This is a genomic window from Arthrobacter sp. EPSL27, assembly GCF_001512305.1.
Taxonomy (GTDB): domain Bacteria; phylum Actinomycetota; class Actinomycetes; order Actinomycetales; family Micrococcaceae; genus Arthrobacter.
The window spans coordinates 199,245-222,976 of sequence record NZ_LNUT01000001.1; the positions used below are offsets into that span (position 1 = coordinate 199,245).

Sequence of the window (23,732 nt, forward strand, 5' to 3'; positions counted from 1 at the left end):
CCCACACCCCCAAAAACCCCGCCAACACGCGGGATCCCACCACAACAACCGCCCACCCGGACCGAAAACCCCTCCACCCCGGTTCTGTGCCGTGCATCACCCCATGGGACGCCAGCCCGCCGCGCGTCAGTCCATCCCGCAGGGGCGGGCTGCCGCCGTCGGGCGTTAAACGCAGAAAGGGCCGGCAACCATAATGGTTGCCGGCCCTTTCCCTAAGCCACTGGCTTCAGGAGTACTGAATTACCAGGAAGACTTCGTGATGCCCGGGAGCTCACCGCGGTGAGCCATGTCGCGGAAGCGAACACGGGAGATACCGAACTTCTGGAAGGTACCGCGCGGGCGGCCATCGATGATGTCGCGGTTACGCAGACGTACCGGTGAGGCGTTGCGGGGCAGCTTCTGCAGGCCGAGGCGTGCGGCTTCGCGAACTTCGTCGGTCGAGTTGGGGTCAACCAGAGCCTTCTTGAGTTCGAGACGCTTCGCGGCGTAGCGCTCGACGATGACTTTACGCTGTTCGTTCTTAGCGATCATTGACTTCTTAGCCATGTGTTTAGCGCTCCTCTCGGAATTCGACGTGCTTGCGGATGCGGGGGTCGTACTTCTTCAGAACCATACGGTCCGGGTCGTTACGACGGTTCTTGCGCGTCACGTAGGTGTAACCCGTGCCCGCGGTCGACTTGAGCTTGATGATCGGACGTACGTCCTTGTCCTTTGCCACTAGAGCTTCACTCCTCGTGCAAGGATGGCGGCGACGACTACGTCGATGCCGCGTACGTCGATGGTCTTGATGCCACGTGCAGAGACCTGCAGCGTGACGTTACGGCGCAGGGACGGAACCCAGTAGCGCTTCTTCTGGATGTTCGGGTCGAACCGGCGCTTGTTGCGACGGTGCGAGTGCGAAATGCTGTGTCCAAAGCCCGGCTCGGCTCCGGTCACCTGGCAGTGTGCTGCCATGACGACTCTCCTCAAAAAATAAACGAAACGGTTGCAGAGTTCCCGCAGACCGTGCGGCAGGCGGCGTCCGCATCCAGCACCCACAGGCAGGTCCGTAACGATCGGACAGACGGCGTGAACCGGCTGCATTTCACATTTCGGCGAAGATTGTGGGCCACGGTTGCCGGGCGGCTGGACCTTTCGGAGAGCCACTGCAAAGCACCGGGATGCTGGGCGAATACAGGAGTGCACGCAACTTGAGCCCCTAACTACCGGCCTTTGGGGCTGTCATATTGCAGACAGATCCCGCCAACCGGAGCAATTGCACACGCTCCGCGCCACCTAGCGCCTACCAAGTCTACGAGCTTGACGAATTAAAGGCCAATCCGGTAACTGGGAGTCCGTTGCCGGCGCCCGCGTCCGGCACCAAGTCACATCGGCACCCCAGCCCATTCACAGCCAATTGATAGGCCACGGGCGGACGGTGGAGCCATGAACTCTTCATCCCGGCTAACCATGCCGGCCACCACCCGGCGGACGCCCGTAGAAGGGTTCCGTTCGCAGGCCCGGAGCCGCTTGCTGCGCGCGGATCTGCTGACGGTGCTCGCATGGTCCTCGGTGTCCTTGGCCGTGGCGCTCTGGCTGGCCGACGGCGGCGCCTCCGGGTTCTCGACACTCGCCGGCTCGTTCACCGCCCTCGGCATCGTGGCGGGACTGGCAGGCATGGACCTGGTGCTGCTGATGCTGCTCCTGGCGGCACGCATCCCGTTGATCGACGGCGCTGTGGGCCATGACCGGGCCCTCGGGTTCCACCGGAAACTCGGCAAACCCTCGCTGTACCTGCTGCTGGCTCACGGAATCCTGCTCGCCATCGGATACGGCATGGCCGAGGGGCTGAACCCGGTGGCTGAGCTTGTGGCCCTGTGGGTCCAGGTGCCCGATATGTGGCTCGCCATCGTGTCCCTGGGGCTGTTCGTCGCCGTCGTGGCCACGTCTCTGGTTGCCGTCCGACGGCGGCTCCCTTACGAGTTCTGGTACGCAGTCCACCTGCTCACGTACGCCGCCGTATTGACTGCGATCCCGCACCAGTTCAGCGCCGGCGGTCTCTTCGCCGAGGGCACCTGGCAGCGCTGGTACTGGCTGGCCATCTGCATTTTCACCGGTGCAGCGCTGGTCCACTACCGCGTCCTGGAGCCGCTGGTGGCCACGTTCCGGCACCAGCTGAGCGTGAGCCGCGTCGTCCCGGTGGCTCCCGGCGTCGTCAGCATTGAACTGGCCGGCCGCCACGTCGACGAACTGTCCGGACACGGCGGGAGGTTTTTCATCTGGAGGTTCCTGTCCCCGGGCGCGTGGTGGCATCCGCACCCCTTCAGCCTCTCCGCGGAACCGGCATGGTCCGACGCCTCGGGACACGGCACGCTGCGGATCACCGTGCGCAACCTCGGCCGGGGCTCGGCGCAGCTCTCGCGGCTGAAAGTTGGGACCCGGGTGGCCATCGAAGGTCCTTACGGTCTTTTCAGCACAGCAGCCCGCACCCGAAGCCGGGTTGTGATGATCGGAGCGGGGATCGGCATCACGCCCCTCCGGGCGCTGCTGGAACGCACCCCCTTTGAACCGGGCCAGGCAACAGTGCTGCTCCGCGGCCATTCCGACGCTGACCTCTACCTGGGCGACGAGATCCTGGCCCTGTGCCGGAAGCGCGGCGCCACGCTCTACCACCTCACGGGCCCCCGGAGCGCGGGTTGACTGCCGGAATCGGCGGTCCGAGCCGGGCACCGGCTCGCCAGCTTCGCGCCGGACATCGCGGACGCCGACGTCTATATCTGCGGCCCCGACGCCTGGGCGCAGAGCGTCATCAGCGAGGCCCGGGCCTCCGGCGTCCCCAAAGACCAACTCCACTACGAAAGGTTCGACTGGTGAGAACACGCGCAGCGATATCAGCAGCGCTGGCCTCGGCCGGGATTCTCCTGGCCGGCTGGCAGTCCGGCGCCCACGTCGCCGGTACGGGGAGCCCGGTAACTGCCGCAGCGTCCGGGTCCAGTTCCTCCAGCGGATCCACCGGCGCCGGCGGCGCCGCGACGACAGCCGGAGGAGGCGCCGCAGCGCAGGCGGCCGGGACCTACACCGGCACCGCCGTCCAGACCCGGTTCGGGGCGGTCCAGGTGCAGATCACCGTCAACGCCGGCACCATCACGGATGTCACTGCCCTCCGGCTGACGGACGAGGACCGCAAGTCCGTGCAGATCAGCAACCGGGCCGCGCCCCTGCTCCGGGCCGCCGTCCTGAAGGCCCAGTCCGCGGATGTCCAGACGATCAGCGGCGCCACCGTCACCAGCGACGCCTACCTCACCTCACTCCAGGCAGCTCTCGATGCAGCGAACCTCTGAATCCGCGCCCGCCGGGCAGCCGGTGCCGCGCCCTGCCACCCGGCGCAATCCCGCCCTGCGCAGCAGGACGTTCCGGTGCATGGGCACCGTCATCAGCCTCGCCCTGCCGGATCGCGGAGCACCGCGCACCGTCCCCGTGCTGGAAGGCGCCACGGCCGCCGTCGAGCGCGTGTTTACCGAACTGGATGCCATGTTCAGCCTCTACCGCCCTGATTCGGAGGCCAGCCGGCTGGCCTCCGGCGAGCTGACGCTGCGGGACGCCTCGTCGGCTTTCCGGGCCCGCTTTGCTGACGCCACCGGCTGGCGGCTGCTGACCGAGGGATTTTTCACCCCGGAGCGGCCCGACGGCGTCCTGGACCTTTCCGGAATCATCAAGGGCCACGCGATCGGCCAGGCAGCCGCGGCCCTGGAAGCGGCCGGCGTCGAGGACTGGTGCCTGAACGCCGGGGGCGACGTACTGGTGGGCGGCTCACCCGTGCCGGGGAGCGGCACCCCCTGGCTTGCCGGGATCGTGGATCCACTGGACCGAGCATCGCTGCTGTCGGCTTTCCCGCTGGGCGGCGGGGGCCGCTTCGAGGCACTGGCGACGTCCGGAACCTCGGAGCGAGGGGACCACATCTGGCGGGCCGGGGCGGGCCGCACGGAATTCCGTCGGACCGAATTCCGCCAGGCGTCGGTGGTGGCGGCGGATATTGTCACCGCGGACGTGCTGGCGACGGCCATCGTTGCCGGCGGGAGGGCCATGGTGGACTGGGCAACGGACAGCTGGGACGTCGAGGTGCTGGCCGTCCTGGGCAACGGCGAGCTCCTGGCGACGCCCGGGTTCAACGCTGCTAGAGGTGCGTAAGGCGCGGGTAGCGCGGGGCCAGCCCGTCTCCTGAGGACTTTCCTGTCACCCGGCGGACCACCCACGGGCCGGCGAACTCGCGCACCCAGCGGGCGTTGGCCCGGAGCGCCTCGGCCCGGCTGAGCTCCGGAACCGGCGTCATGGGCGGGACGTCAATCGAGTGGTCGTGTTCCAGGACCGTGAGGACGCGCTTGGCCATGTTGGCGTGGCCGGCGGCGGACATGTGCATCCGGTCGGTCGCCCACATTCCCCAGTCGTAGTACTCGCTGAAGCGCCAGTAATCCACCAGGAGGGCGCCGTGGTCTCCGGCGATGCCGCGGACCAGCTCGTTGTAGATGGCCGTCCTGCCGCGCGTCGTGCCGAAGATCTTCGAGCCGCGGGAGTCGAAGCCGGTGAACATCACAATCGTGGCGCCGGTGGCTTTGAGCTTGCGGATGCCGGCGTCGTAGTCCACCAGGAGGTCGTCGATGTCGACCTTGGGCCGGAGGATGTCGTTGGCCCCGGCGTAGATGCTCACCAGGGTGGGCTTGAGTGCGACGGCGGCATCCACCTGCTCGGCCATGATCTGGCGGATCTTCCGTCCGCGGATGGCGAGGTTCGCGTAGCCGAAGCCCGGATCGGCGGCGGAGAGCTGCTCGGCCACCCTGTCCGCCCAGCCGCGGACGCCGTTGGGGCGGGCGGGATCGTCGTCGCCGACGCCTTCCGTGAAGGAATCGCCGAGGGCAACATAGCGGGACGTGAAATCCATGGATCCAGTCTGCCAGCAGTTGCCCCAAGCAAACAAAGTGCCGCGCTCTACTCCCGGATCCGGACCGCCGACTCACGCAGGTACTGCTCCACCCGCGTGTAGGCGTCCCGCGTCAGGGCTTTCCAGAGCGCGATGGCGAGGCGCGGATCGTTCCGTTCCAGCGCCGAGATCGCGTCCGCGCTGAGCACCATCACTTCCACCGGCCCCACGGCTCGGACCGTGGTCTCCTGCCGGCTGCCGCTGCCCAGCGCCAGCTCGCCGAACGTCATGCCGGCGCTGAGGGTGTTGAGCTGGACCCGCTCCGCGCTGGGGCCGGAGGAGGTGCTGCTGACCTGCCCCGAGGTTATGAAGTAGACCCCGCCGAAGCGCAGCCCGACGCGGCGGATGACGTCGCCGTCCGCAAAGGACTTCGGCGTCATCAGCGCCTCCAGCGCCGCCGCGTCAGCTTCGTCCAGCGGCGCCAGGGCGGGCGATGCCGTGACCGGCACGTGGTCCGGCAGCAGCAGCTGTTCACCGTAGCGTTTCAGCAACCGGTTCTCGCAGTACTCGACGGCGGCGTTCCGGCTTCCGAAGGACGCCACCGGCCCCTGCTTGGACGAGCCCAGGCTCTCCGCCACCGCACCGCCGGCCTCGATCAGCACCAGTTCGCGGCCGGCGCCGGCCAGTTGCTCCCGCGACCTTTCCAGCATGCGCACCGCCACGTCGCTGACCTGGTCGGTGCGGCGCAGGTCCAGCACCACCAGTTCGACGTCGTCTTCGAGGTTGCTGAGCTCGCGGACCATGGACTCTGTGCCGGCGAACAGCAGGTCACCGTTGAGTTCGATCACCGCGGCCCGATGGCCGTGGGCGCGGAGGACGTCGGCCGCCTCGTCGTTGCGGCGGATGCCCGACGGCGTCTCGGTCACGTCGTACGCGGCGAGGATAGCCGACCGGCCGGTCCGGGCCGCACGGACGAAGTGCAGTTCCATGTCACGGGACAGCCGCTGGGCGGTGGCCACGCCGCGGACGCTGCTGCCGTGCTGGTCCAGCGGGGGTGAATAGACGGCCAGGCCCACCTGGCCCGGCAGCACGGCGATGATCCCGCCGGCCACGCCGCTCTTGCCGGGCATGCCCACGCTGCTGATCCACGCGCCGGCGTCGTCGTACATGCCGGACGTCATCATGACGGACAGGACGCGTTCCACCGGGCCGATCCCCAGGACCTGTTTGCCGCTGAGCGGGTTCCGGCCGCCGTTGGCGAGGGTCGCGGCCATGATGGACAGGTCGAAACTGTTCACCAGCACGGAGCACTGGCGGAAGTAGTCCTCCAGGACCGGTTCCGGGTCATCCTCGATGATGTTGAAGGAGCGGAGCAGGTACGCGAGCGCGGTGTTGCGGTGGCCATGCTTGAGCTCGGACTGGTAGACGTCCTCGCTGACTGAGAGCTGGCGGCCCGCGAAGGCGGAGTAGGTGCTGAGGATCCGTTTGAACCCTGTTTGTCCGCCGGAGCCGCGGATCAGCGAGGTGGCGGTGAGGGCGCCGGCGTTGATCATGGCGTTGGCAGGCCGGCCCGTTCCCTCGGCCAGGGAGATCTCGTTGAAGGAATCGCCGGACGGTTCCACGTCCACTTTTTCGTCCACCGCTTCGGGCCCGAGGTCCTCGAGGGCAAGACCGTACGTGAACGGCTTGGAAATGGACTGGATGGTGAATTCCTCGCGGGTGTCACCGATCTCGTAGACCGTGCCGTCCACGGTGGCGAGGGCAATGCCGAAGTTGTCCGGATCCACGGCGGCCATGGCCGGAATGGTGCTGTAGGGCTTGCCGTCCCTGAGCTCGGCGATCTCGGCGTGGATCTGGCGCAGGTAGCTTTCGATCGGCGATTCCATACCGCCAACACTAGGCGACAGGGCGCCGGGCCGACTGCTGTGTGAGCCGTTGTGTCAGCTCTTGGGCTGCTGGCCCTCCCGCAGGATCCAGTGGTCCTTGTCCAAGCGGCCCACGATCTTCTCGCCGATCCGGGCGAGATCGGCGACGTCCTCTTTAGTCAGGGCGTCGAGGAACAGCGACCGGACGGCCTCGACATGGGCCGGGGCGAGTTCCACGATGGTTTCCATCCCGGCGTCGGTGAGGTGCGCCGTCGTCACCCGGGCATCCCCCGGGTGCGGACGGCGCTCCACCCAGCCGCGGTTCTGCAGTTTGGTGACCACGTGGGACAGCCGGGACAGGGACGCGCTGGTGCGTGCGGCCAGCTCGCTCATGGGCAGGAAGCGGCCTTCTGCCTCGGAGAGCATCGCCAGGACGTTGTAGTCAAAGAGGGACAGCTTGCGCGCGTGGTGGAGCTGGGTGTCCAGGGCCGCCGGAAGGAGGGTGTTGATGCTCACCTGGGCCAGCCAGGCCCGGCGTTCGTCGGCGTTCAGCCAGCGCGGTTCAGTCATGCGTACAGTTTAGGAGCATTGAAGCTTGACGGTTCAACTGCGCCGGATTTCCCGCCCTAAGAATCCGGCCGGTCTGTGCCGGTCAAACTGTAGGCTGGCCCTATGTATGTAGTCTCCTTGACCTACAGGGTCCCCGAAGAGATCGTTGACTTCCATCTCCCGGCGCACGTGGCGTGGCTGCAGGACGCCTTCGACCAAGGCATCTTTTTGGTCGCGGGCCGCAAGATTCCGCGCACGGGCGCGCTGCTGCTGTCCACCGCGGACCGCGCCGCCCTGGACGCCTCGCTGGCCAAGGACCCGTTCTACGTCAATGGGGTGGCAGAGTTCGACGTCGAGGAATTCCACGCGAGCCGCGTCGCCCCGGGATACGAGAACCTGCTGGACAGCTGACGCCGGCCGCGCAGCTGCTTCCGTCTCTAGCCTGCGGGGATTTTGGCGGCCAGCTTCTTTAGCCCGGCCTTCGGCGGGACCCTGACCGGCGCAGGCCAGCGCGGGCTGAGCTGGTCCCCCAGGGTGACGCCGCGGATCTTGCGCCCAAACAGGGGCAGCACCCAGTCGTGGACCCAGCGCCGCTGGCGGCGTTCCCAGTCGCGGAACCCGGCTTTCGGCGCCGGCGCCCATTCCTTGGTCTTGACCTTGTGCGGGACCCCGAGCTGGTCCAGCACCTGGCCGGCGAGGTACTTGTGGCCCGCCGTCGACATGTGCAGACGGTCCGCGTCCCACATGCGCGGATCGTAGAAGGCATCGAAACACCAGTAATCCACCAGCACGGCCTCGTACCGTGCCGCCACCTCGCGGACCCGCCGGTTGTAGATGGCGTTGCGCCGCTTGAGCGGTTCCAGCAATGCGGAGACCCTGACGTCGAAGCCGGTGAAGAGCACCACCGTGGCGCCGCTGGCGGACAGCCGGGCCACGAGGAACTCGTAGTCCTTCATGAGGGCGTGGATGTCGGTCCCGATGTCGAGGATGTCGTTTCCGCCCGCGTACAGGGTGACCAGCGTCGGCTCCATGGCCAGCGCGGGGTCCAGCTGTTCGGCGATGATGTGCCGCAGCCTCTTGCTGCGGATTGCGAGGTTGGCGTACTCCCACCCCGGATCCGCCCTGGCCAGCTGCTCCGCCACCCGGTCCGCCCACCCGCGCACCCCGTTGGGCAGCCGCGGACTGTAATCCCCCACCCCTTCAGTGAAGGAGTCCCCCAGGGCAACATAAACCCGCCGCCCATGAGCCCCCGGAGCCAGAAGATCCTCAACCATCCGGCCACAATAAACCCGCCAAACAACGCCCCGGTTAACAACCCGCACACAACAAAAGACCACCCACAGAGCCGCCGCGGGAGACGGTCAGAGAAACAAGGCGAGGTCACCTCCAGCCCATCCCGGCGGGGACTATGGGCGGCAACTGACCCCGCGTTGCAGTCGACGAAACCGTATCCCTAAAGGTGACCTGACCACACAGACGGTGACCTAACCCCAAGGCCGGTGCCGGTGCTTTGCAAAGGAGCGCATCGCCGACCAGAGCCGAAAGAGGCCGCCCGCGGCCGAAGGAGGCGGCGGGAGGTGTCTAAGCGACGGCAAAGCAGCGGTTGCGGCCGAAACCACGGCAGGAACTGCGGAAGCGTCACAACGAAAGCGACCAAACCTGAGGGAGCGTCAGAGTTCGGCCTTTCCCTTCCTCCAATACCCCATAAAGGCAACCTGCTTCCTATCAATCCCGACGTCCCGCACCAGGTACCGGCGCATCTCCTTGACCACGCCGGCTTCCCCGGCAATCCAGGCGTAGAACGGCATCGCGCCGGCGGGCTTGTCCGGGTTCCGGCTGGCGCTGATGGCCGCGGCGTCCATCCTGGCCGGGGTTTCCCAGAGGATGTCGCGGTCCACATTGACCTCTTCCGGTTCGGGGCCGGCGGCCGGCTCCGGGGACGTGAGCCCCACCCAGCCCGGACGCGTAACGGCGGTCCGCACCGCTTCCTGCAGCAGCTGGCCGTGCGGACGCGACCGGCCGATCGCGGCGCCGCGCGCCAGCCAGGTGATCTCGACGTCGGCGGCGGTGGTGATGCCCTGGAAATCGCCGGCTTCCGGCACCTCAAGGATCGCGTGGCCGCTCACGTACGGCGGCAGGCTTTCGAGGATGGCGCTGATGGCCGGGACGGCGGTCTCGTCGCCGGCCAGCAGGACCCGCTGGGCCAGGCCGGGGCGCCATTCGATGCCGGAGTATGTTTCCGCGGTGACGCAGTGCGCGGCCCGGTTGTTGGGCCCGATCAGTGTGAGGGTGTCCCCTGGTGTGGCGTTGAGGGCCCAGTTGGCGGCGGGGCCGCCGTGGCCGTCGTCGTCGAAGTGCAGCACGAAGTCGACATCGATTTCCGGGTAGACGGCGTCGAGGCGTTCCTGCCGGACGGTGTAGGTGCGCATGGAACCGCGGGTGTGGGGGTCCATGGCCAGCCATTCGTGGTACCAGCCGCTTTCCTCCATCCGGAACTCGGGCAGCGGCAGCGCGGTGCCGTCCGCGGCCAGCGAGGGAATCATCAGTTTGATGCGCAGGTCCAGGGTGTTGCCGCTGACGCCGAAGTTCCGCAGCGAGTAGCCGCCCAGGGTGATCCGCCGGAAGTTGGGGCCCAGCTGCTGGACCGCCGTGACCTGCACCTCGAAGGCCAGGGTCATGGGTTCGGTGCCGGGGGCAGTCCTGAGGGCCGTGGTGGTTTTCTTGGCAGTCATGGGACCAGCTCCAGGGTGGTGGTTGGCGGGGCGTCGGCGTGGTGCCGGCCCAGGGGGATGATCAGGGGTGCGCCGGACACCGGGTCCGGGAGCACCCGGGACTCCAGGCCGAACACGTCGCGGACCAGCTCCTCTGTGATCACGGTCCGGGCAGCGCCCTCGGCCGCGATCTGTCCGCTTTTCATGGCGATGATGTGATCCGCGTACCGCGCGGCGAGGTTGAGGTCGTGCAGGACGATCGTCACGGTGGTGCCGCGCTGCCGGTTGAGGTCGGTGATGAGGTCCAGGACTTCCACCTGATGGGTGAGATCCAGGTAGGTGGTGGGCTCATCCAGCAGCAGCACGTCCGTTTCCTGGGCGAGGGCCATCGCGATCCAGACGCGCTGCCGCTGCCCGCCGGAGAGCTCATCCACGTTCCGTTCGGCGAGTTCCAGGGTGTCGGTGGCGGCCATCGCTTCGTGCACGGCGCGCTCATCGTCCAGGGACCCGCCCGCGGGCCGGGACCGGAAGAAGCCCTGGTGCGGGTAGCGCCCGCGGCCCACCAGGTCCCGGACAGAGAGGCCGTCCGGCGCCGTCGGATGCTGCGGGAGCAGCCCCAGGGTGCGGGCCACCTCGCGGGCCGGGCGGCTGTGGATGTCCCGCCCGTCGAGGGTGACGGTTCCGGCCACGGGCTTGAGCAGCCGGGCGAGGCCCCGCAGCAGGGTGGACTTGCCGCAGGCGTTGGCGCCCACGATCATGGTCACCTTGCCCTCGGGGATCTCCGTGCTGAGGCCCTCGATGACGGTCCGCTGGTCGTACCTCAGCCGCAGGCCGGAGGTCTGGAGTGTCGCCATCTCAGGCGTCCTTTCGGTTGGAGGTCACAAGCAGCCACAGCAGGAACGGCGCGCCCAGGGCACCGGTGATGACCCCGACCGGCAGCACGGTTCCATCCAGCAGGAGCGGCGCGATGTTGGCGGCAACGAAGTCGGCGGCCAGGACAATAAGCACCCCGGTCAGGGCCGCCGCCGGCAGGCTGGCCCTGCGGACGAAGCGGCGCGCGATCGGCCCGGCGAGGAACGCCACGAACGCCACAGGCCCTGCAGCCGCCGTCGCCGCAGCCGCCAGCCCGACGGCGGTGATCACGATGCCCAGCCGCGCCGCCCCGACCCGGACGCCGAGGCCCGCGGCGGTGTCGTCGCCAAGCTCCAGGATGCGCAGCGGGCCGGAGAGCAGCGCGGCGGCGGGAACCAGCACCAGCAGGGCGGCGCCGAGGACGCCGGCCCGGTCCCAGTTCGCGGAGTTCAGGGAACCGTTAAGCCAGACCAGGACGTCGGCGGCGGTGCGGATGTCCGTCCTGGTCAGCAGGAAGCTGACCAGGGCCTGGAGGGCGGCGGAGATGCCCACGCCGGCGAGGATCAGCCGGCTGCCCGCGGCGTCGCCGCGCTGCCCGCCGGAACCCAGCGATCCGCTGCGGGAGATGGCGTAGATGAGGGCGGCCACGCCCAGGGCCCCGGCGAAGGCGGCGCCCGACACCGCTGCCCCGGTGGCGCCGAAGACGACGATGGCGGTCACTGCCGCGGCGCTGGCGCCGTAGCTGATGCCGATCACGTCCGGACTGGCCAGCGGGTTGCGGAGCATGGTCTGGAACAGGGCGCCGGACAGCCCGAAAGCAGCGCCGATCAGGGTCCCCAGGACGGCGCGCGGCAGTTTGTGTTCCATCACGATGAAGCTGGCGCCGGGGATCTTCTCCCCACCGGTGAGGTGCGCGGCCAGGATCCTGAAGAAATCGGGGATGGTGACGGTGTAGCTGCCCAGGAGCACGCTCACGGCGAAGACCGCGACGGCGGCCAGGGCCAGCGCCGCTGTCCTGTTAAGTAGAGTCCGGTTGGGCAGCCTCCCGCGAGTTGGCAGATCACGCCAATGCGGGCGCGGATTATTGCCGCGAAGTGCCAACTCGGCGGCGGATGTCCGGGTCTGCAGGCGGGCATTCACAGTCCGGCCCCCTTGCTGCGCCGCACTAGCCACACGAATACGGGGGCGCCCACCAGCGCGGTCATGATCCCGGCGGGAACTTCACCCGGGAGGAGGATCACGCGGCCGGCCACGTCCGCGGCCAGCAGCAGGGCCGGTGCCAGCACCAGCGAGAACGGCAGGATCCAGCGGTAGTCGGGGCCCGTGAGGAAGCGGACGGCGTGCGGAATGACCAGGCCCACGAACCCGATGGGGCCGGCCAGCGCCGTGGCTGACCCGCAGAGCAGCACGATTCCCAGGGCCGTGGCGGCGCGGGCCCGTCCCACCCGCTGGCCCAGGCCTCGGGCAATGTCGTCGCCGAGGGCAAGGTTGTTGAGGATGCGTCCGGTGGCGAGCACAATCGCGGCGCCGAGCAGCAGGAACGGCAGCGCGGGGAGGATCGCGGACCAGTCGCGGCCGGCGATTCCGCCCACCTGCCAGAACCGGAAGCGGTCCAGGGTGTCCCGGCTGGACACCAGGATCACGTTCATCAGGGAAAACAGCCCCGCGCTCAGGGCCGCACCCGCTAGAGCGAGCTTCACCGGCGTCGCCCCGTCCCTGCCCAGCGACGCGATCAGGTAGACCACGGCGGCGGCGGCCGCCGAGCCGATGAACGCGAACCAGATGTACCCTGCCAGCGAGGCCACGCCAAAGACGTAGATGCCAGTGACGACGGCCAGCGCGGCACCGGCGTTGATGCCGATGATGCCCGGGTCCGCGAGGGGGTTCCGGGCCACGCCCTGCATCGCTGCACCGGCGAGTCCCAGGGCGCCCCCGGAGAGCAGCCCCAGGGCCGTGCGGGGAATGCGGGAGTGGACCACGGCGTGGTCGCCGTTGGCGGGATCGAACTGGGTCAGCGCCTGCCACACCGTGTCCAGGCCCAGGCCCCGGGCCCCGATGGCCAGCGATGCCGCGGCCACTAGCGCAAGGACGGCGACGGCGGCCAGCAGCCAGGGCGCGCGGGGACCCCGGGCGGGGGCGGCAGGACCCGCGGGTGTTGCCGGCGCGGGTGTTGCCGGCGCGGTCTGTGCGGCGGGGGCCGCCGTCGTCGTCAATGGGCTCATGGTTCTTCAGCTGCCAGCGCGGCGGCTTCTAGGCTGCCTTGTCCGCTGCCGCGGCCAGCTTCGGCAGGAAGGTGTCCAGGGACCAGGGCAGGCTGAGCGGCGAGGACGCGGAGATGGACAGCGTGAGCGTGTTGTCGGGATCGGCTACCAGGGCGCCGCTCTTGACTGCCGGGATCTGCGACATCAGCGGGTCGGCCTGGACGGCCTGGGCCGCGGCCTCGTCGGCCACCCAGGTCACGAAGATGTCCGAATCGAGCTCGTTGGCCTTCTCTGCGGACCACGGGATGAAGAACTCTTTGGATCCCTTGGAGTTGTCCTCCACCACGGACGCCTGGGTCATGCCGATGGAGCTGAGGAACCGGGGGCGGTTGTCATTGGCCGTGTAAAGGCTGATCTTGTCGGTGGCGGCGGGGTCCAGGTTGCCGTAGATGAAGGTCTTGCCGGCCAGCTGGGGGTACTCCGCGGCCTTGTCCTGCACGGCGGACTCGGTGTCGGCCACCAGCTTGGCGGCCTCGGCTTCCTTGCCGAGGGCCTTGCCGATGATGGTGGTGGAGTCCTGCCACGAGGTTCCGTACGCCACCTCGGGGTGGGCCACCACGGGGGCGATCTCGCTGAGCTTCTTGTAGTCCTCCTCGGTCAGGCCGGAGTAGGCGCCGAGGATCACGTCGGGGTTCAGCTTGGCGATTTCGGTGAAATTAACCCCGTCGGCCTCGGAGAACTGGGCGGGTGCCTTGTCCGAACCGAACCCGGCGCCGAGCTTCTCGAGGGCGGCGTCCTTCCAGGGGGTGGAGCCCTGGCTGTTGCCGCCCCATTCGTTCTTGGGAACCCCCGCCGGGACCACGCCGAGGGCGATCGCCACGTCGTCGTTGACCCAGGACACGGTGACTACCCGCTGCGGCTGCTCCGCGATGGTGGTCTCGCCGAACGCGTGCTTGAGGGTCACCGGGAAGGCGGAGCTGGCCGACTGGCTGGGGGCATCTGCCGCGGTGGAACTTGCCGGGCCGGTGGAGCAGGCGGTCAGGGAAAGTGTGACGGCGGCCAGGACGGCAGTCGCTTTGCCTGTGGCGCGGAGGAAGCGGCGCCGGGGCAGGGCGGGGCTCGGGGCAGGGAGAGGCATGGGGATTCCTTAGGTCAATGATGCGAACCTAAGTAAGGCTAGCCTATCCTTCTGATAATTACGCAAGATTTCAGTGCCGTAATTGTTCGCTGGGCCTGCAGCCCGGAAAACGGCCTCGAACTGGACACGGCGTCGAACTGGACAGGCCCTCGAATTGGACAGGGTTCAGCGGGTTTGCAAGGATGGGCCCGCCGGTGCATTGAAACCGGACGTGGAATTGGAAACCGATAGGGGAAGTGAGCATGCGCATCGCAATGATGACAGCGGCCACGGTCAACGGGGTGGCCTCATTGGCCTGCTACGCGGCCGCGCAACTGCCTGCCCTTCCCCGGCAAGACCGTCCCACCGCGGACTGAATCCCCGGGAACACCCGTTCCGAACCGGAGTCGAAGGCTGGCAGTTTCCTGCCCGCTTGCCGGACTTGGTGCGCTGCCTGCCCGCCGGTCCGGAACCATCCGATTCCGAAAGATTCCGTCATGCAAGAACTCACTGCACAGCAGATACGCTCGTCCTTCATCAACGCCAGCCGGTCAGAAGCCGCCAAACTCAACCTGCCCAAGAACTTCGACACCCTGGACTGGGAGAGCCTGGACTTCCTCGGCTGGCGCGACGGGAAGATGCCGTTGCGCGGCTATCTGGTGCTGCCCGGAGCGAACCGTCCCACCGGGATCATGCTCCGTGCCCCCGAAGGCGGCGCCAAGAAGAACCGCTCAGTCCTTTGCGAGCTGTGCCGGGACATTTTCTCCGAGGACGACGTGCTGCTCTGGGTGGCCAAGCGTGCCGGGCAGTCCGGCCGCAACGGCAACACCGTGGGTACCTTGATCTGCGCCGAGTTCGGCTGCTGCCGCAACGTGCGGGTTGAACCTCCGGTAAACGAGATCAACCCGGACCCGGCCGCCGTCGTGCTCCGCCAGATCGCCGGCCTGGCCGACCGGACCGCGCAGTTCCTGGACCGGGTCCGGGGAAGCTAGCTCAGGCAGGTCAACGCGCGAACGTCAGCGCAGGACGATGTCCACCGGGTTCGCCTCGGAGCGCCACGTGCCCTCCGGGGCGGACCCGGGGGAGATGACCGGGGCCGTCAGCACTCCGGAACGGTTGGTGCGCTTGTCGCGCAGGATCTCGGTGACGGAGCCGAGGTGCCGGGACAGGTCGATCACGTTTTCCGGAGCCGCCAGCAGCAGCTGGAAGCCGAACTCATGGAGGGCCTTGATGCCGGCGCCGGCGAATTCCTCCGAGGCCAGCACAAAGGCCTCGTCCATCATCACGGTGCCGTAGGTGGTGAAGCCCTGCTCGGCGATGCCCAGCTGGTAGCTCAGCGCCGCGGCCATGATGAACGCGGTGAACCGCTGCCGCTCGCCGCCGGACATCGAACCGGTGTCCGCGTGCATAAAGACCTCGGTTTTGACCGCGCCGGCCTTGCCGGCTCCGTTCTTGCCGGCCTGGCCGGCCTGGCCGGCCTTGGCCGATTGGACCTCGCGGTGCTCCTTGCACTGGATGAAGAGGTGCCCGCGGACGTCCAGGACTTCGGCGCGCCAGCGCCGGTCCTCCGGAGTCTGCGAACCGAGCCGCTTCACCAGCGTTTCGAGGGACTTGTAGCGGTTGGTGAGCTCGGCGTCGTCGTCCGCCTCAGCCCCGGGAGCCGGGGGGCTGGCCGTCTTGCCCGGGCGCGTGTGCCGCACCTTGAGCGCGTTCTGGATGGCGTCCTTGAACTGCTTGGCGGTGGCGGGCAGCGTCTGCTTGATGTCGAGTTCCAGGAAGCTGCCCTCATGGAAGTTCACCTCGGAGAGGATCCCGTTGAGCGGGAGGATCCGGCTGGTGATGGAGCGGCGTTCCTCGTCCAGCAGGTGCAGCAGGGTGCTGAACGACTCGTGGGTGCGCTGGTTGAAGAACTGCCGGAACTCGGCCTCCTGCGCGGGCAGGCCGTCGCTGACAATGGCGTGGTAGCGGGCTTCGAACTCCCCTGCGGCGCCGATCGAGGTGCCGTGGTCCGCGGAGATCGAGGTGCCCCACTCGCGCACAAAGCCCTCGAAAATCCGGGTGAGCCGCTCCGAGGTGGCCTGGCCGCGGGATTCGGCGGTGTGCAGCTCGGCGAGGAGCCGGGCGCGGACCTGGTTGGCCAGGTTGTCCAGCTCGTGCATTTCCGTGACGTCGCCGACGCCGCCGAAATCCGCAAAGTACTGTTCCAGCGCCGTGGCGGTGGCGTCCGACGGCGGCGACTGGGCCAGGCGGGCCCGCGCGGCGTCCAGCAGCGAGTCCGCAGCCGACAGCTGCGAGTCGAGGGCCTTGTATTCGCTCTGCAGCACGGCCGCGGCTTCGGTGCTGGACTGGTGCTTGGAACGGGCCGCCTCGATGCCGGCACGCAGCGGTTCGAGGTCCGCCTGCGCGGCGAGGGCGTCCTTGAGGCGCTGCTCGATCCGGGCCAGTTCGTCCGCGGCCACAGCGGCCGAGACCTGCTCCCAGGGCCGGTGGTCCTCGGCCACCCGGCGCAGGGCCTCCAGCTGCCGGGTCATCCCCTGGTGCGATTCCTCCCGGCTCTGGGCAAGTTCGGCGGCCTTCGCCAGTTCCTGCTGCAGGTCCTCCACCTGGGCCGCGACGAGCTCCAGCTTGGCGGCGTTGTCGAAGCCGAGGACGTAGTCCTGCCGGCTGGTGAAACGGTCGTCCTTTTCCACCGTGTGGCGGTTCCGCTTGACCACTCCGCCCAGGCTCAGGCCCTTGTCCAGGCCGGCGAGCTGGTCCGGGTCTTCGACGCACGGGTACGCGAAGTCCAGGGCGATCCGCTCCCGGATCCACTCGCCGGCGTCGGCGCTGGGCCCGGTGCTGAGGATGTCCAGTTTGGTGAGCAGGTCGCCGTCGGCCACATCCTCCACGGCCAGCGCCCCGCCGGCCAGGGGCTTGGAGACGTCCACGGCGCGCAGGGCGCCGCGCACCGAGTGGTCGTTGAGGTACCGGGTGACGGCGGCGAAGTGCTCGCCCGGGACCAGCAGTGTGGTGGCGAGGCTGCGCAGCGCGCGCTCGGCGGCCGGGCGCCACTGCTCCTGCCCCTCGGCGAGGTCGATCAGCTCGCCGCCGAACGGCATCCGTTCCTCGGGAATCCCGGTGGCCGCCGCGATGGCGCTGCGGTTTTCAATGCTCGACGGCGGCAGCAGGGACTTGCGTGTTTTCAGCGAGACGAGTTCCTGCTGGGCCGCCGCGAGCTCACGCTTCCGGGTCGCGTGGCCGTCGAAGGCCTCGAACCGCAGCTCCTTGAGGGCCTCCGAGTCGTCCTGCAGTTCGGCCGAGCGGGCGGCCGCGTGCTCGTGCGCCAGCTCCCAGCCGGCCGCGGTCCACTCCAGTTCCAGGCCGGCGTCGGAGAGCGCCTTGCGGGCGGATTCCTCCACCTGCTGGCGGAGCTTCAGCCCCACCCGGGCGTTCTCCAGCGACTGTTCGATCGCGGAGATGGCGTTGCCGCCCTGGTTGTTGTAGTCCGCCTCGAGCTGGCGCAGCTCCTTCGCCAGGCCGTCGCGGATGCCGCGCTCGGCGCCGAGCTCCCTGGCCTTGGCCTGGGCGAGGTCCTTGAACCGGGCCAGCGTCTTCTCGTGGACGGTGACCGCCAGCTGCTGCCGGTAGGCCTCGAACTCCTCGCCGGCCAGCTCCCGGAGCCGGTTCGCGTCAAGGAGGGACTGGGCATAGTCCTTGTTCAGCCCGGGAACCGGCGCCAGCTGGTCGCGCTGCTGCCGGACGTCCTCCAGGCGCTGCCGGATGGACATGAGGTTGCTGAATTCCTCGACGACGTCGTCCGCGGCGGCCAGCGTGGCGGGCGCGTCCAGGACCTGGTCGCGGAAAAAGTTGTTGACGCTGCCGCCGAGGCCCTTGCCGGCCTGGATGACGCGCAGCAGTGGAAGGGCCTGGTCCGAGTTGATGCCCAGCAGCCGCCGGAAGCGTTCCGCGAAGGCCTTGTGCACGTCAAAGACCTGCGCGTCCGGGAAAATCGCGTCCAGCGCCGCCTTGGTGAAGCGCTTCTCCGCGATGCCCTCCAGCGCCGCCAGGTCCAGCGGCTTGTTGTCGATCAGGTAGTACCGCCCGACGCTGGACTCCGTGCCGTTCTTGGGCAGGTCGAACAGCGCCGACACAGTCACCCGCGTGCCCGCGGCGTTGTCGAAGGTCAGGGCGACGGCGGACCAGGTGGCGCCGGGGCGCTGGAACGCGCTGGCCGAGCCCTCGCCCACCGCCTTGTCCCCCACCTTGCCGCGCATGTACGTGAACGTGGTGCGCTTGTCCTCCACAGCGCCGCCGGCGCGCTGGGCCGCGGCCTCGTTGGAGCGCGGCCGCGCATCGAAGACCCGCAGCATGGCGTCGAACAGCGTGGACTTGCCGACGCCGGAGTTGCCCGTCAGCAGGGTGCCGTTGCGGTCCACGTGCATCGTGTGGGCGCCGTGGAATGTGCCCCAGTTGACCACCTGGACCAGGGCGAGCCGCATCTGGCCGGGGTTGGCGAGGTCTCCCATGGGGAGCATTGAAGCGATGCTCACTTGGTGTCCTCCGCTTCCGTGGTTGCGTTCGACGCCGACGGCGATGCCGCCCCGGCGTCGTCGTCCGTGTCATCGTCAGCCGGAGTTGTCGCGTCGCCGTCGAGTTCCAGCAGGGGTTCCGTTCCTGACTGGTCGGTGGAGGCTGCGACGAGGGCTTCGATTTGGGCCGGGATGTCGCCGATGTTGTCGAAGGGCAGGGCCAAGGGAAGGGCGTTGGAGATCGTGTAGACCTCGTCCAGCCCGGTGGCGAGGAGGAGCTGGCGGGCCAGGAGCTTGGTGATGGCGCGGTTGACCACGTCGGAATCTCGCAGGGCGTCCTGGTGGCCGGCGGGCTGGTAGTGGGCCACCAGGTCGGCGATCTCCTCGCGGGTGATGGTGGGGTCGGTCTGGGCCGTGACGTGGCGGTCCAGGAGCAGCCGGAGGCGCAGCAGCACGATCGTCTCCACCCGGCTGAGCGCCCGCTGCTGGCGCAGGATGCTGGAGCGGGTGTTGCCGCCGATGGCCTCGGGGTCCACCGGGCGCAGCACTGCCACCTTGCGGTCGTGGTCCAGCTGCAGGGTCAGGAAAAGCTCGGACAGGCGGCTGCGCAGGATCAGCTGGTTGTCCAGCAGGGTGGTCCAGAGCTTTTCGTCCCGGCCGCCGTCAATGTACGGGCCCTTGAGGAGCTTCACCAGGGCCTGCCGGACTTTCATCGGGAGCACGCCGGTGTCCCCCGGGAACAGGGCTGCGCCGTCGACGAAGGTGTCCCGCGGGGTGACCGTGAACGGGTCGCTGTGGATGTGGCCGACCTGCTGGGGCCCCGCGGGCTGCGCCGCGCCGTCGGCTGCCTGGTCCGCGTCTTCCACGGTGCTCTCCGCCGTGTCGTGGGAAAGTTCAGTCATCTTCAGTCCTTCTTGAGCGTGACCACTGGCAGGTACGCGGTGCGCGTGGAGCCGTCGATCTGTTCGAACTCGACGGTGTCCCAGGCGGCGCGGTCAAAGCCGGCGCCGCCGTGCAGGGCGTGGGACAGCAGGGCCCGGATCGAGTTGATGTGGCGTTCTTCGGCCGGAAGCTGTTCCCAGGCCTCGGGCAGTGTCGTGGCGCCGGCGAGGGCCGCGCGGATGGCCTCGGGCCGGGCCTTGCCGGTCCGCGGCGAGCGCACCCGGTCCGAGTCGCTGAACGCGATCGGGTCGGCCAGTTTGGGCGGGGCCGCGAATTCGTCCGGGTCGAACAGCTTGACCATGGCCAGGGACTCGAAGCCGGCATTGAACAGGACAGGACCGCGGACCAGGCCGGGGCGTTCCCGTTCGTACGGCAGTGACCGGATGGCCTGTTCCGCCTCCCGGAGGACCTTGCGGAGCCGCACCGACTGGCGGAAGTCGTCGCTCTGGACGTAGGTGTTCAGGCTTTCGCTGAGCTTGCCGTAGATCCGCTGGATCTGGCTGTGCTGGGCGCGCAGTTCCGCCACCAAGTTCTTCAGGGTCTCGCGTTCCTCATGGCTGAGGTCGTCCGCGAACTGACGGCTCAGCACCTCGCCGATCGCCGACCGGAACCGCAGCTGCTGCTGCGGGTCTTCCAGGAACGCCGTGAAGGAACGGAAGGTCCTGCCCTCGGGGCTCTGCCGGAGGCGTTTGTCCGCGTCCAGCACCTGGGCCATTGTGGCGCCCTTGCTCAGGGATTCCTCGATGATCTGGTTCCGGAGCTCTCCCACCAGCTCCTCGATCCGGTCGCGCATCTTTTTGTAGTCCGCGGGCAGGCTGGCGGCGAGGTCCAGGATGTTTCCGGCGGCTTCGACGGCTTCCTCGTCGTCGAGCAGGCCGTCGAAATCACCGGAGCTGATGTCCTCGATCAGCTGGCGCCGCTCGCCGATTTCCTCTTCGAGTGACTCCAGCCGGGCACTCTGGTCCGGGTTGGTCTCGTTGGCCAGCTTCTCGACGTCGCCCAGCAGCGTGCCCAGGCGCGAGCCGTTGAGCGTGGAACGTTCGCTGGAGAGGCTGTCCAGGAAGGCCAGCACGCGCGCCGCCGGTTCGGTGACCTCATACACGATCTGCCCGGACTGGTTCCGTCGGGTCAGGAAGTTCTTCCGGGTCCATTCGTCACCAAACGATTTCCCGTTCGCCGAGCCGCCCAGCCCCGGGTCTTGGCGGCGGAGCTGCTCCAGGAAGGCGTCGACGTCGGCGTGGAACTGTTCCAGCGGCAGCTGCGGCCGGGTCCGGGTGAAGGACGCCTGCAGCACGGCGATCACCCAGGGCGCAGAGCGCGTCAGCGCCCAGGCGGGCCCCTTGGTGAGGAGTTCGAGGTCCCGCAGCCGGGCGCTGATGGCGTCGGCGGAGGACAGGGCGGAGCGGGACACGCACTCTCCTTCAGCTGCCGTGGGGTGTGGATGGGGCAGCGGATAGGTAAAAACTGCCAGGTACAAGGTTAACGCAGGCCCCGGGTGTCCCCGCAGTCCGGGCAGGTGAGGTTTCCGCGACCACGCCGTGACCTACGCCCCGGTAGCATTTCGATCCCATATCAAGGGGCGCGGCGCGCGTGTCCGGCGCTGGCTGGCCCAATCCCCGCACCCTACGCTCGGGCTACTGATTCAACCGAAGCGATGTTGCAGGGGGAAGAATGCAGTTCGACCTAAGCGCAGTGGAAACCGCCACGCTGGTGTTCATCGGAACGCTGGTGTTTGCCCTGGTAATCACAGTCTTTCTGATGACGGCGTCGTTCCTCGCCCTGGTGCTGGTGGGCGTCGGCCGCCTCGCCTGGATCGTGGCGTCGAATGTCCTGCTGGGGCTGGTGCACGGCATCAATTACGCGTGGGACCGGCTGGTCCACCACGCCTCGTCCGTGGAGCTTTCCGGTGACTTCGCCGGGGACATCGCGGCCGAAATTATGGGCCAACCGGCCCCTAGTACAGGCACTTACCCGCGGGTAGTATTGCGGGACAGCTGAAGGGTCCTCCACCCGCGGCGGATCCAGGGCTCGAGCCGGTAACCCCGGTCAGAGGAGATGCCCGATGAGCTCCGCCGTTGAAAACCCAGCCACCGACAACTCAGCCGGCGCCGCGTCCGGCGGCACCGCTACCGAGGTTCCCGTCCCGCCCGAGGCGCTGGGTCCCGACGCCACCGCCGCCGACGCCCGGGCCCTGAGCGAGGCAGCCCGTGAGACCAGCTGGGACCGGCCCAGCTTCGCCAAGGGCCTGTACCTTGGCAGCTTCGACCTCAGCCTGATCCACCCGTGGCCGGAAGCCCCGGCGGACGACGTCGAGCGCGGCGAGGCGTTCATGGCCCGCCTCACCGACTACTGCCGCACCTTGTCCGGGCGCACCATTGAGCGCGATGCCCGCATTCCGGATGAATACATCCGCGGGCTGGCCGCGCTGGGAGTTTTTGGGATGAAGATCCCCCGCGACTACGGCGGACTGGGCCTCTCGCTGGTGTACTACGGCCGGGCCCTGTCGCTCCTGGGTTCCGTCCACCCCAGCCTCGGCGCCCTGGTCTCCGCCCACTTGTCCATCGGAGTTCCGGAGCCGGTCAAGGTCTTTGGCACCCCCGCGCAGAAACAGGAGTACCTGCCGCGCTGCGCCGCCGGGGCCATCACCGCGTTCCTGCTGACCGAGCCCGACGTCGGCAGCGACCCCGCCCGGATGGGAGCCACCGCTGTCCCGTCCGAGGACGGCGAGTCCTATGTGCTGGACGGCGTGAAGCTCTGGACCACCAACGGTGTGATCGCCGAACTGGTGGTGGTCATGGCCGTGGTTCCGTCCCGTACGGATGCGGACGGTACGGTCCATAAGGGCGGGGTCAGCGCCTTTGTGGTTGAGATGGATTCCCCCGGCATCACCGTGGAGAACCGCAACGCCTTTATGGGCCTGCGCGGCATCGAGAACGGCGTCACCCGCTTCCACCAGGTCCGCGTGCCCGCGGCGAACCGGCTGGGCAGGGAGGGGCAGGGCCTGAAGATTGCCCTCACCACGCTCAACACCGGCCGGCTGGCGCTGCCCGCGCTCTGCGTCGGTTCCGGGCGGTGGAGCCTGAAGATCGCCCGCCAGTGGTCGAACGCCCGCACCCAGTGGGGCCGCCCTGTGGGCCGGCACGAAGCCGTGGGCAAGAAGATCGCGTTCATCGCGGCCAGCGCCTTCGCGCTGGACGCCGTGTTTGAGCTGTCCGCCGAAATGGCCGACGCCGGCCAGAAGGACGTCCGGATCGAGGCGGCCCTGGCCAAGCTGTGGTCCACCGAGATCAGTTGCCGGATCGCCGACGAACTGGTCCAGATCCGCGGCGGACGCGGCTTCGAGACGGCGGATTCGCTGGAGGCCCGCGGCGAGCGTGCCGTGCCGGCCGAACAGCAGCTCCGCGACCTGCGCATCAACCGGATTTTTGAGGGCTCCTCGGAAATCATGAAGCTGCTCATCGCCCGCGAAGCCGTGGACGCGCACCTCGCGGCCGCCGGGGACCTCGCCTCGGAGGATGCCACCCTGTCGGACAAGGCCCGGGCCGCCGTGGGCGCGTCCGGTTTCTACGCGCGGTGGCTGCCCAAGCTTGTGGCCGGGGCCGGCCTGGACCCGCGGTCCTACAGCGACTTCGGCCGGCTCGCGAAGCAGCTGCGTTTCGTTGAACGGTCCTCCCGGCGGCTGGCCCGCCAGACCTTCTACGGGATGGGGCGCTGGCAGGCGAAACTGGAGCACAAACAGGCGTTCCTGGGCAGGATTGTGGACATCGGCGCCGAACTATTCGCCATGGCCGCAGCCTGCTCCCGGGCTGAAATGCTGCTGCGCACCTCCCCCGAGCGGGGCGCCTCCGCCTACGAACTTGCTGAGGCGTTCTGCGAGCAGGCCCGCGTGCGTGTGGATGAGTACTTCGACCAGCTCTGGCGCAACACCGACGACGGCGACCATGTGCTCGCGCGCAACGTCCTGGCCGGAGACTACGAATGGCTGGAGGCCGGCGTCCTGGACCAGTCCGAGGGCACGGGCCCTTGGATTGCCGATGCCAGCCCCCGCGCCTCGGTCAAGGAGAACCTGCACCGCAAGTACCGCTGAGCAGCG

Annotated in this window: 22 protein-coding genes; 7 read left to right on the plus strand and 15 right to left on the minus strand. The window is 68.5% G+C overall.

Features of this window, described 5'->3' with window-relative positions; translation table 11 throughout:
• Positions 1-240: 240 nt before the first annotated feature.
• Genes rpsN through rpmB form a run of 3 tightly spaced genes read right to left on the minus strand, consistent with a single transcriptional unit; the run spans position 241 to position 954 of the window.
• On the minus strand, positions 241-546 hold the full coding sequence (rpsN, locus tag AR539_RS00805) for a 30S ribosomal protein S14 (protein ID WP_026266887.1): 306 nt from the start codon (positions 544-546) through the stop codon (positions 241-243).
• A gap of 4 nt (positions 547-550) precedes the next feature.
• Positions 551-718, minus strand: coding sequence for a 50S ribosomal protein L33 (rpmG, locus tag AR539_RS00810; RefSeq protein ID WP_011693743.1), 168 nt, complete (start codon positions 716-718; stop codon positions 551-553).
• Positions 718-954 (minus strand): 50S ribosomal protein L28, encoded by a 237-nt coding sequence (gene rpmB, locus AR539_RS00815; protein ID WP_011693744.1) that lies wholly within the window; start codon positions 952-954, stop codon positions 718-720. The genes rpmG and rpmB overlap by 1 nt, the downstream gene beginning before the upstream one ends.
• Before the next feature lie 471 nt (positions 955-1,425).
• Between rpmB and AR539_RS00820 the strand changes: the two genes are divergently transcribed.
• The 3 genes from AR539_RS00820 to AR539_RS00830 all read left to right on the plus strand — a co-directional run bounded on the left by AR539_RS00820 (position 1,426) and on the right by AR539_RS00830 (position 4,167).
• A complete protein-coding gene (locus AR539_RS00820; RefSeq protein WP_231728441.1) occupies positions 1,426-2,679 on the plus strand; it encodes a ferredoxin reductase family protein in 1,254 nt (417 codons plus the stop codon).
• 170 nt (positions 2,680-2,849) lie between these two features.
• A complete protein-coding gene (locus tag AR539_RS00825; RefSeq protein ID WP_066431387.1) occupies positions 2,850-3,320 on the plus strand; it encodes an FMN-binding protein in 471 nt (156 codons plus the stop codon).
• Positions 3,304-4,167: an FAD:protein FMN transferase gene (locus AR539_RS00830; RefSeq protein ID WP_442854384.1), complete on the plus strand. Its 864-nt coding sequence runs from the start codon at positions 3,304-3,306 to the stop codon at positions 4,165-4,167. The genes AR539_RS00825 and AR539_RS00830 overlap by 17 nt, the downstream gene beginning before the upstream one ends.
• Here the strand turns inward: AR539_RS00830 and AR539_RS00835 are convergent.
• Genes AR539_RS00835 through AR539_RS00845 form a run of 3 tightly spaced genes read right to left on the minus strand, consistent with a single transcriptional unit; the run spans position 4,154 to position 7,329 of the window.
• Positions 4,154-4,915, minus strand: a complete 762-nt coding sequence (locus AR539_RS00835; RefSeq protein WP_066431399.1) for an SGNH/GDSL hydrolase family protein — start codon at positions 4,913-4,915, stop codon at positions 4,154-4,156. The genes AR539_RS00830 and AR539_RS00835 overlap by 14 nt on opposite strands.
• Before the next feature lie 47 nt (positions 4,916-4,962).
• Positions 4,963-6,780 carry a glutaminase A gene (gene glsA / locus AR539_RS00840; protein WP_066431403.1) on the minus strand — a complete coding sequence of 606 codons (1,818 nt, stop codon included), beginning with the start codon at positions 6,778-6,780 and terminating at the stop codon, positions 4,963-4,965.
• Between the two features lie 54 nt (positions 6,781-6,834).
• Complete coding sequence (locus tag AR539_RS00845; protein ID WP_066431406.1) at positions 6,835-7,329, minus strand: MarR family winged helix-turn-helix transcriptional regulator; 495 nt, start codon at positions 7,327-7,329, stop codon at positions 6,835-6,837.
• Between the two features lie 102 nt (positions 7,330-7,431).
• Between AR539_RS00845 and AR539_RS00850 the strand changes: the two genes are divergently transcribed.
• A complete protein-coding gene (locus AR539_RS00850) occupies positions 7,432-7,719 on the plus strand; it encodes a YciI family protein (protein ID WP_066431408.1) in 288 nt (95 codons plus the stop codon).
• A 26-nt stretch (positions 7,720-7,745) separates the two neighbouring features.
• Here AR539_RS00850 and AR539_RS00855 read toward each other — a convergent pair whose 3' ends face one another.
• The 6 genes from AR539_RS00855 to AR539_RS00880 all read right to left on the minus strand — a co-directional run bounded on the left by AR539_RS00855 (position 7,746) and on the right by AR539_RS00880 (position 14,210).
• Entirely contained in the window at positions 7,746-8,582 is an 837-nt protein-coding gene (locus AR539_RS00855) for an SGNH/GDSL hydrolase family protein (RefSeq protein ID WP_066431410.1), read from the minus strand.
• A gap of 396 nt (positions 8,583-8,978) precedes the next feature.
• The gene (locus AR539_RS00860; RefSeq protein ID WP_066431413.1) at positions 8,979-10,040 is read right to left on the minus strand and encodes a siderophore-interacting protein; all 1,062 of its coding nucleotides are present in this window, start codon (positions 10,038-10,040) and stop codon (positions 8,979-8,981) included.
• Positions 10,037-10,873 (minus strand): ABC transporter ATP-binding protein, encoded by an 837-nt coding sequence (locus AR539_RS00865; protein ID WP_066431415.1) that lies wholly within the window; start codon positions 10,871-10,873, stop codon positions 10,037-10,039. The genes AR539_RS00860 and AR539_RS00865 overlap by 4 nt, the downstream gene beginning before the upstream one ends.
• Before the next feature lies 1 nt (position 10,874).
• A complete protein-coding gene (locus tag AR539_RS00870; protein WP_066431628.1) occupies positions 10,875-11,930 on the minus strand; it encodes a FecCD family ABC transporter permease in 1,056 nt (351 codons plus the stop codon).
• A gap of 77 nt (positions 11,931-12,007) precedes the next feature.
• The gene (locus AR539_RS00875) at positions 12,008-13,093 is read right to left on the minus strand and encodes a FecCD family ABC transporter permease (RefSeq protein WP_066431418.1); all 1,086 of its coding nucleotides are present in this window, start codon (positions 13,091-13,093) and stop codon (positions 12,008-12,010) included.
• 28 nt (positions 13,094-13,121) lie between these two features.
• Positions 13,122-14,210: an iron-siderophore ABC transporter substrate-binding protein gene (locus AR539_RS00880; protein WP_066431420.1), complete on the minus strand. Its 1,089-nt coding sequence runs from the start codon at positions 14,208-14,210 to the stop codon at positions 13,122-13,124.
• A 476-nt stretch (positions 14,211-14,686) separates the two neighbouring features.
• Between AR539_RS00880 and AR539_RS00885 the strand changes: the two genes are divergently transcribed.
• Entirely contained in the window at positions 14,687-15,181 is a 495-nt protein-coding gene (locus AR539_RS00885) for an FBP domain-containing protein (RefSeq protein WP_066431421.1), read from the plus strand.
• A 24-nt stretch (positions 15,182-15,205) separates the two neighbouring features.
• Here AR539_RS00885 and AR539_RS00890 read toward each other — a convergent pair whose 3' ends face one another.
• The 3 genes from AR539_RS00890 to AR539_RS00900 are packed head-to-tail and all read right to left on the minus strand — an operon-like array spanning position 15,206 to position 21,050.
• Positions 15,206-18,718 (minus strand): ATP-binding protein, encoded by a 3,513-nt coding sequence (locus tag AR539_RS00890; RefSeq protein WP_066431425.1) that lies wholly within the window; start codon positions 18,716-18,718, stop codon positions 15,206-15,208.
• Positions 18,715-19,599 carry a DUF4194 domain-containing protein gene (locus AR539_RS00895; protein ID WP_066431427.1) on the minus strand — a complete coding sequence of 295 codons (885 nt, stop codon included), beginning with the start codon at positions 19,597-19,599 and terminating at the stop codon, positions 18,715-18,717. The genes AR539_RS00890 and AR539_RS00895 overlap by 4 nt, the downstream gene beginning before the upstream one ends.
• A gap of 2 nt (positions 19,600-19,601) precedes the next feature.
• Positions 19,602-21,050: a DUF3375 family protein gene (locus AR539_RS00900; RefSeq protein WP_066431428.1), complete on the minus strand. Its 1,449-nt coding sequence runs from the start codon at positions 21,048-21,050 to the stop codon at positions 19,602-19,604.
• Positions 21,051-21,310: 260 nt separating this feature from the next.
• On the opposite strand from AR539_RS00900, the gene AR539_RS00905 reads away from it, so the two are divergent.
• Positions 21,311-21,637, plus strand: a complete 327-nt coding sequence (locus tag AR539_RS00905) for a hypothetical protein (RefSeq protein ID WP_066431430.1) — start codon at positions 21,311-21,313, stop codon at positions 21,635-21,637.
• A gap of 64 nt (positions 21,638-21,701) precedes the next feature.
• Positions 21,702-23,726: an acyl-CoA dehydrogenase family protein gene (locus AR539_RS00910; protein ID WP_066431432.1), complete on the plus strand. Its 2,025-nt coding sequence runs from the start codon at positions 21,702-21,704 to the stop codon at positions 23,724-23,726.
• The last annotated feature ends 6 nt before the right edge of the window (positions 23,727-23,732 follow it).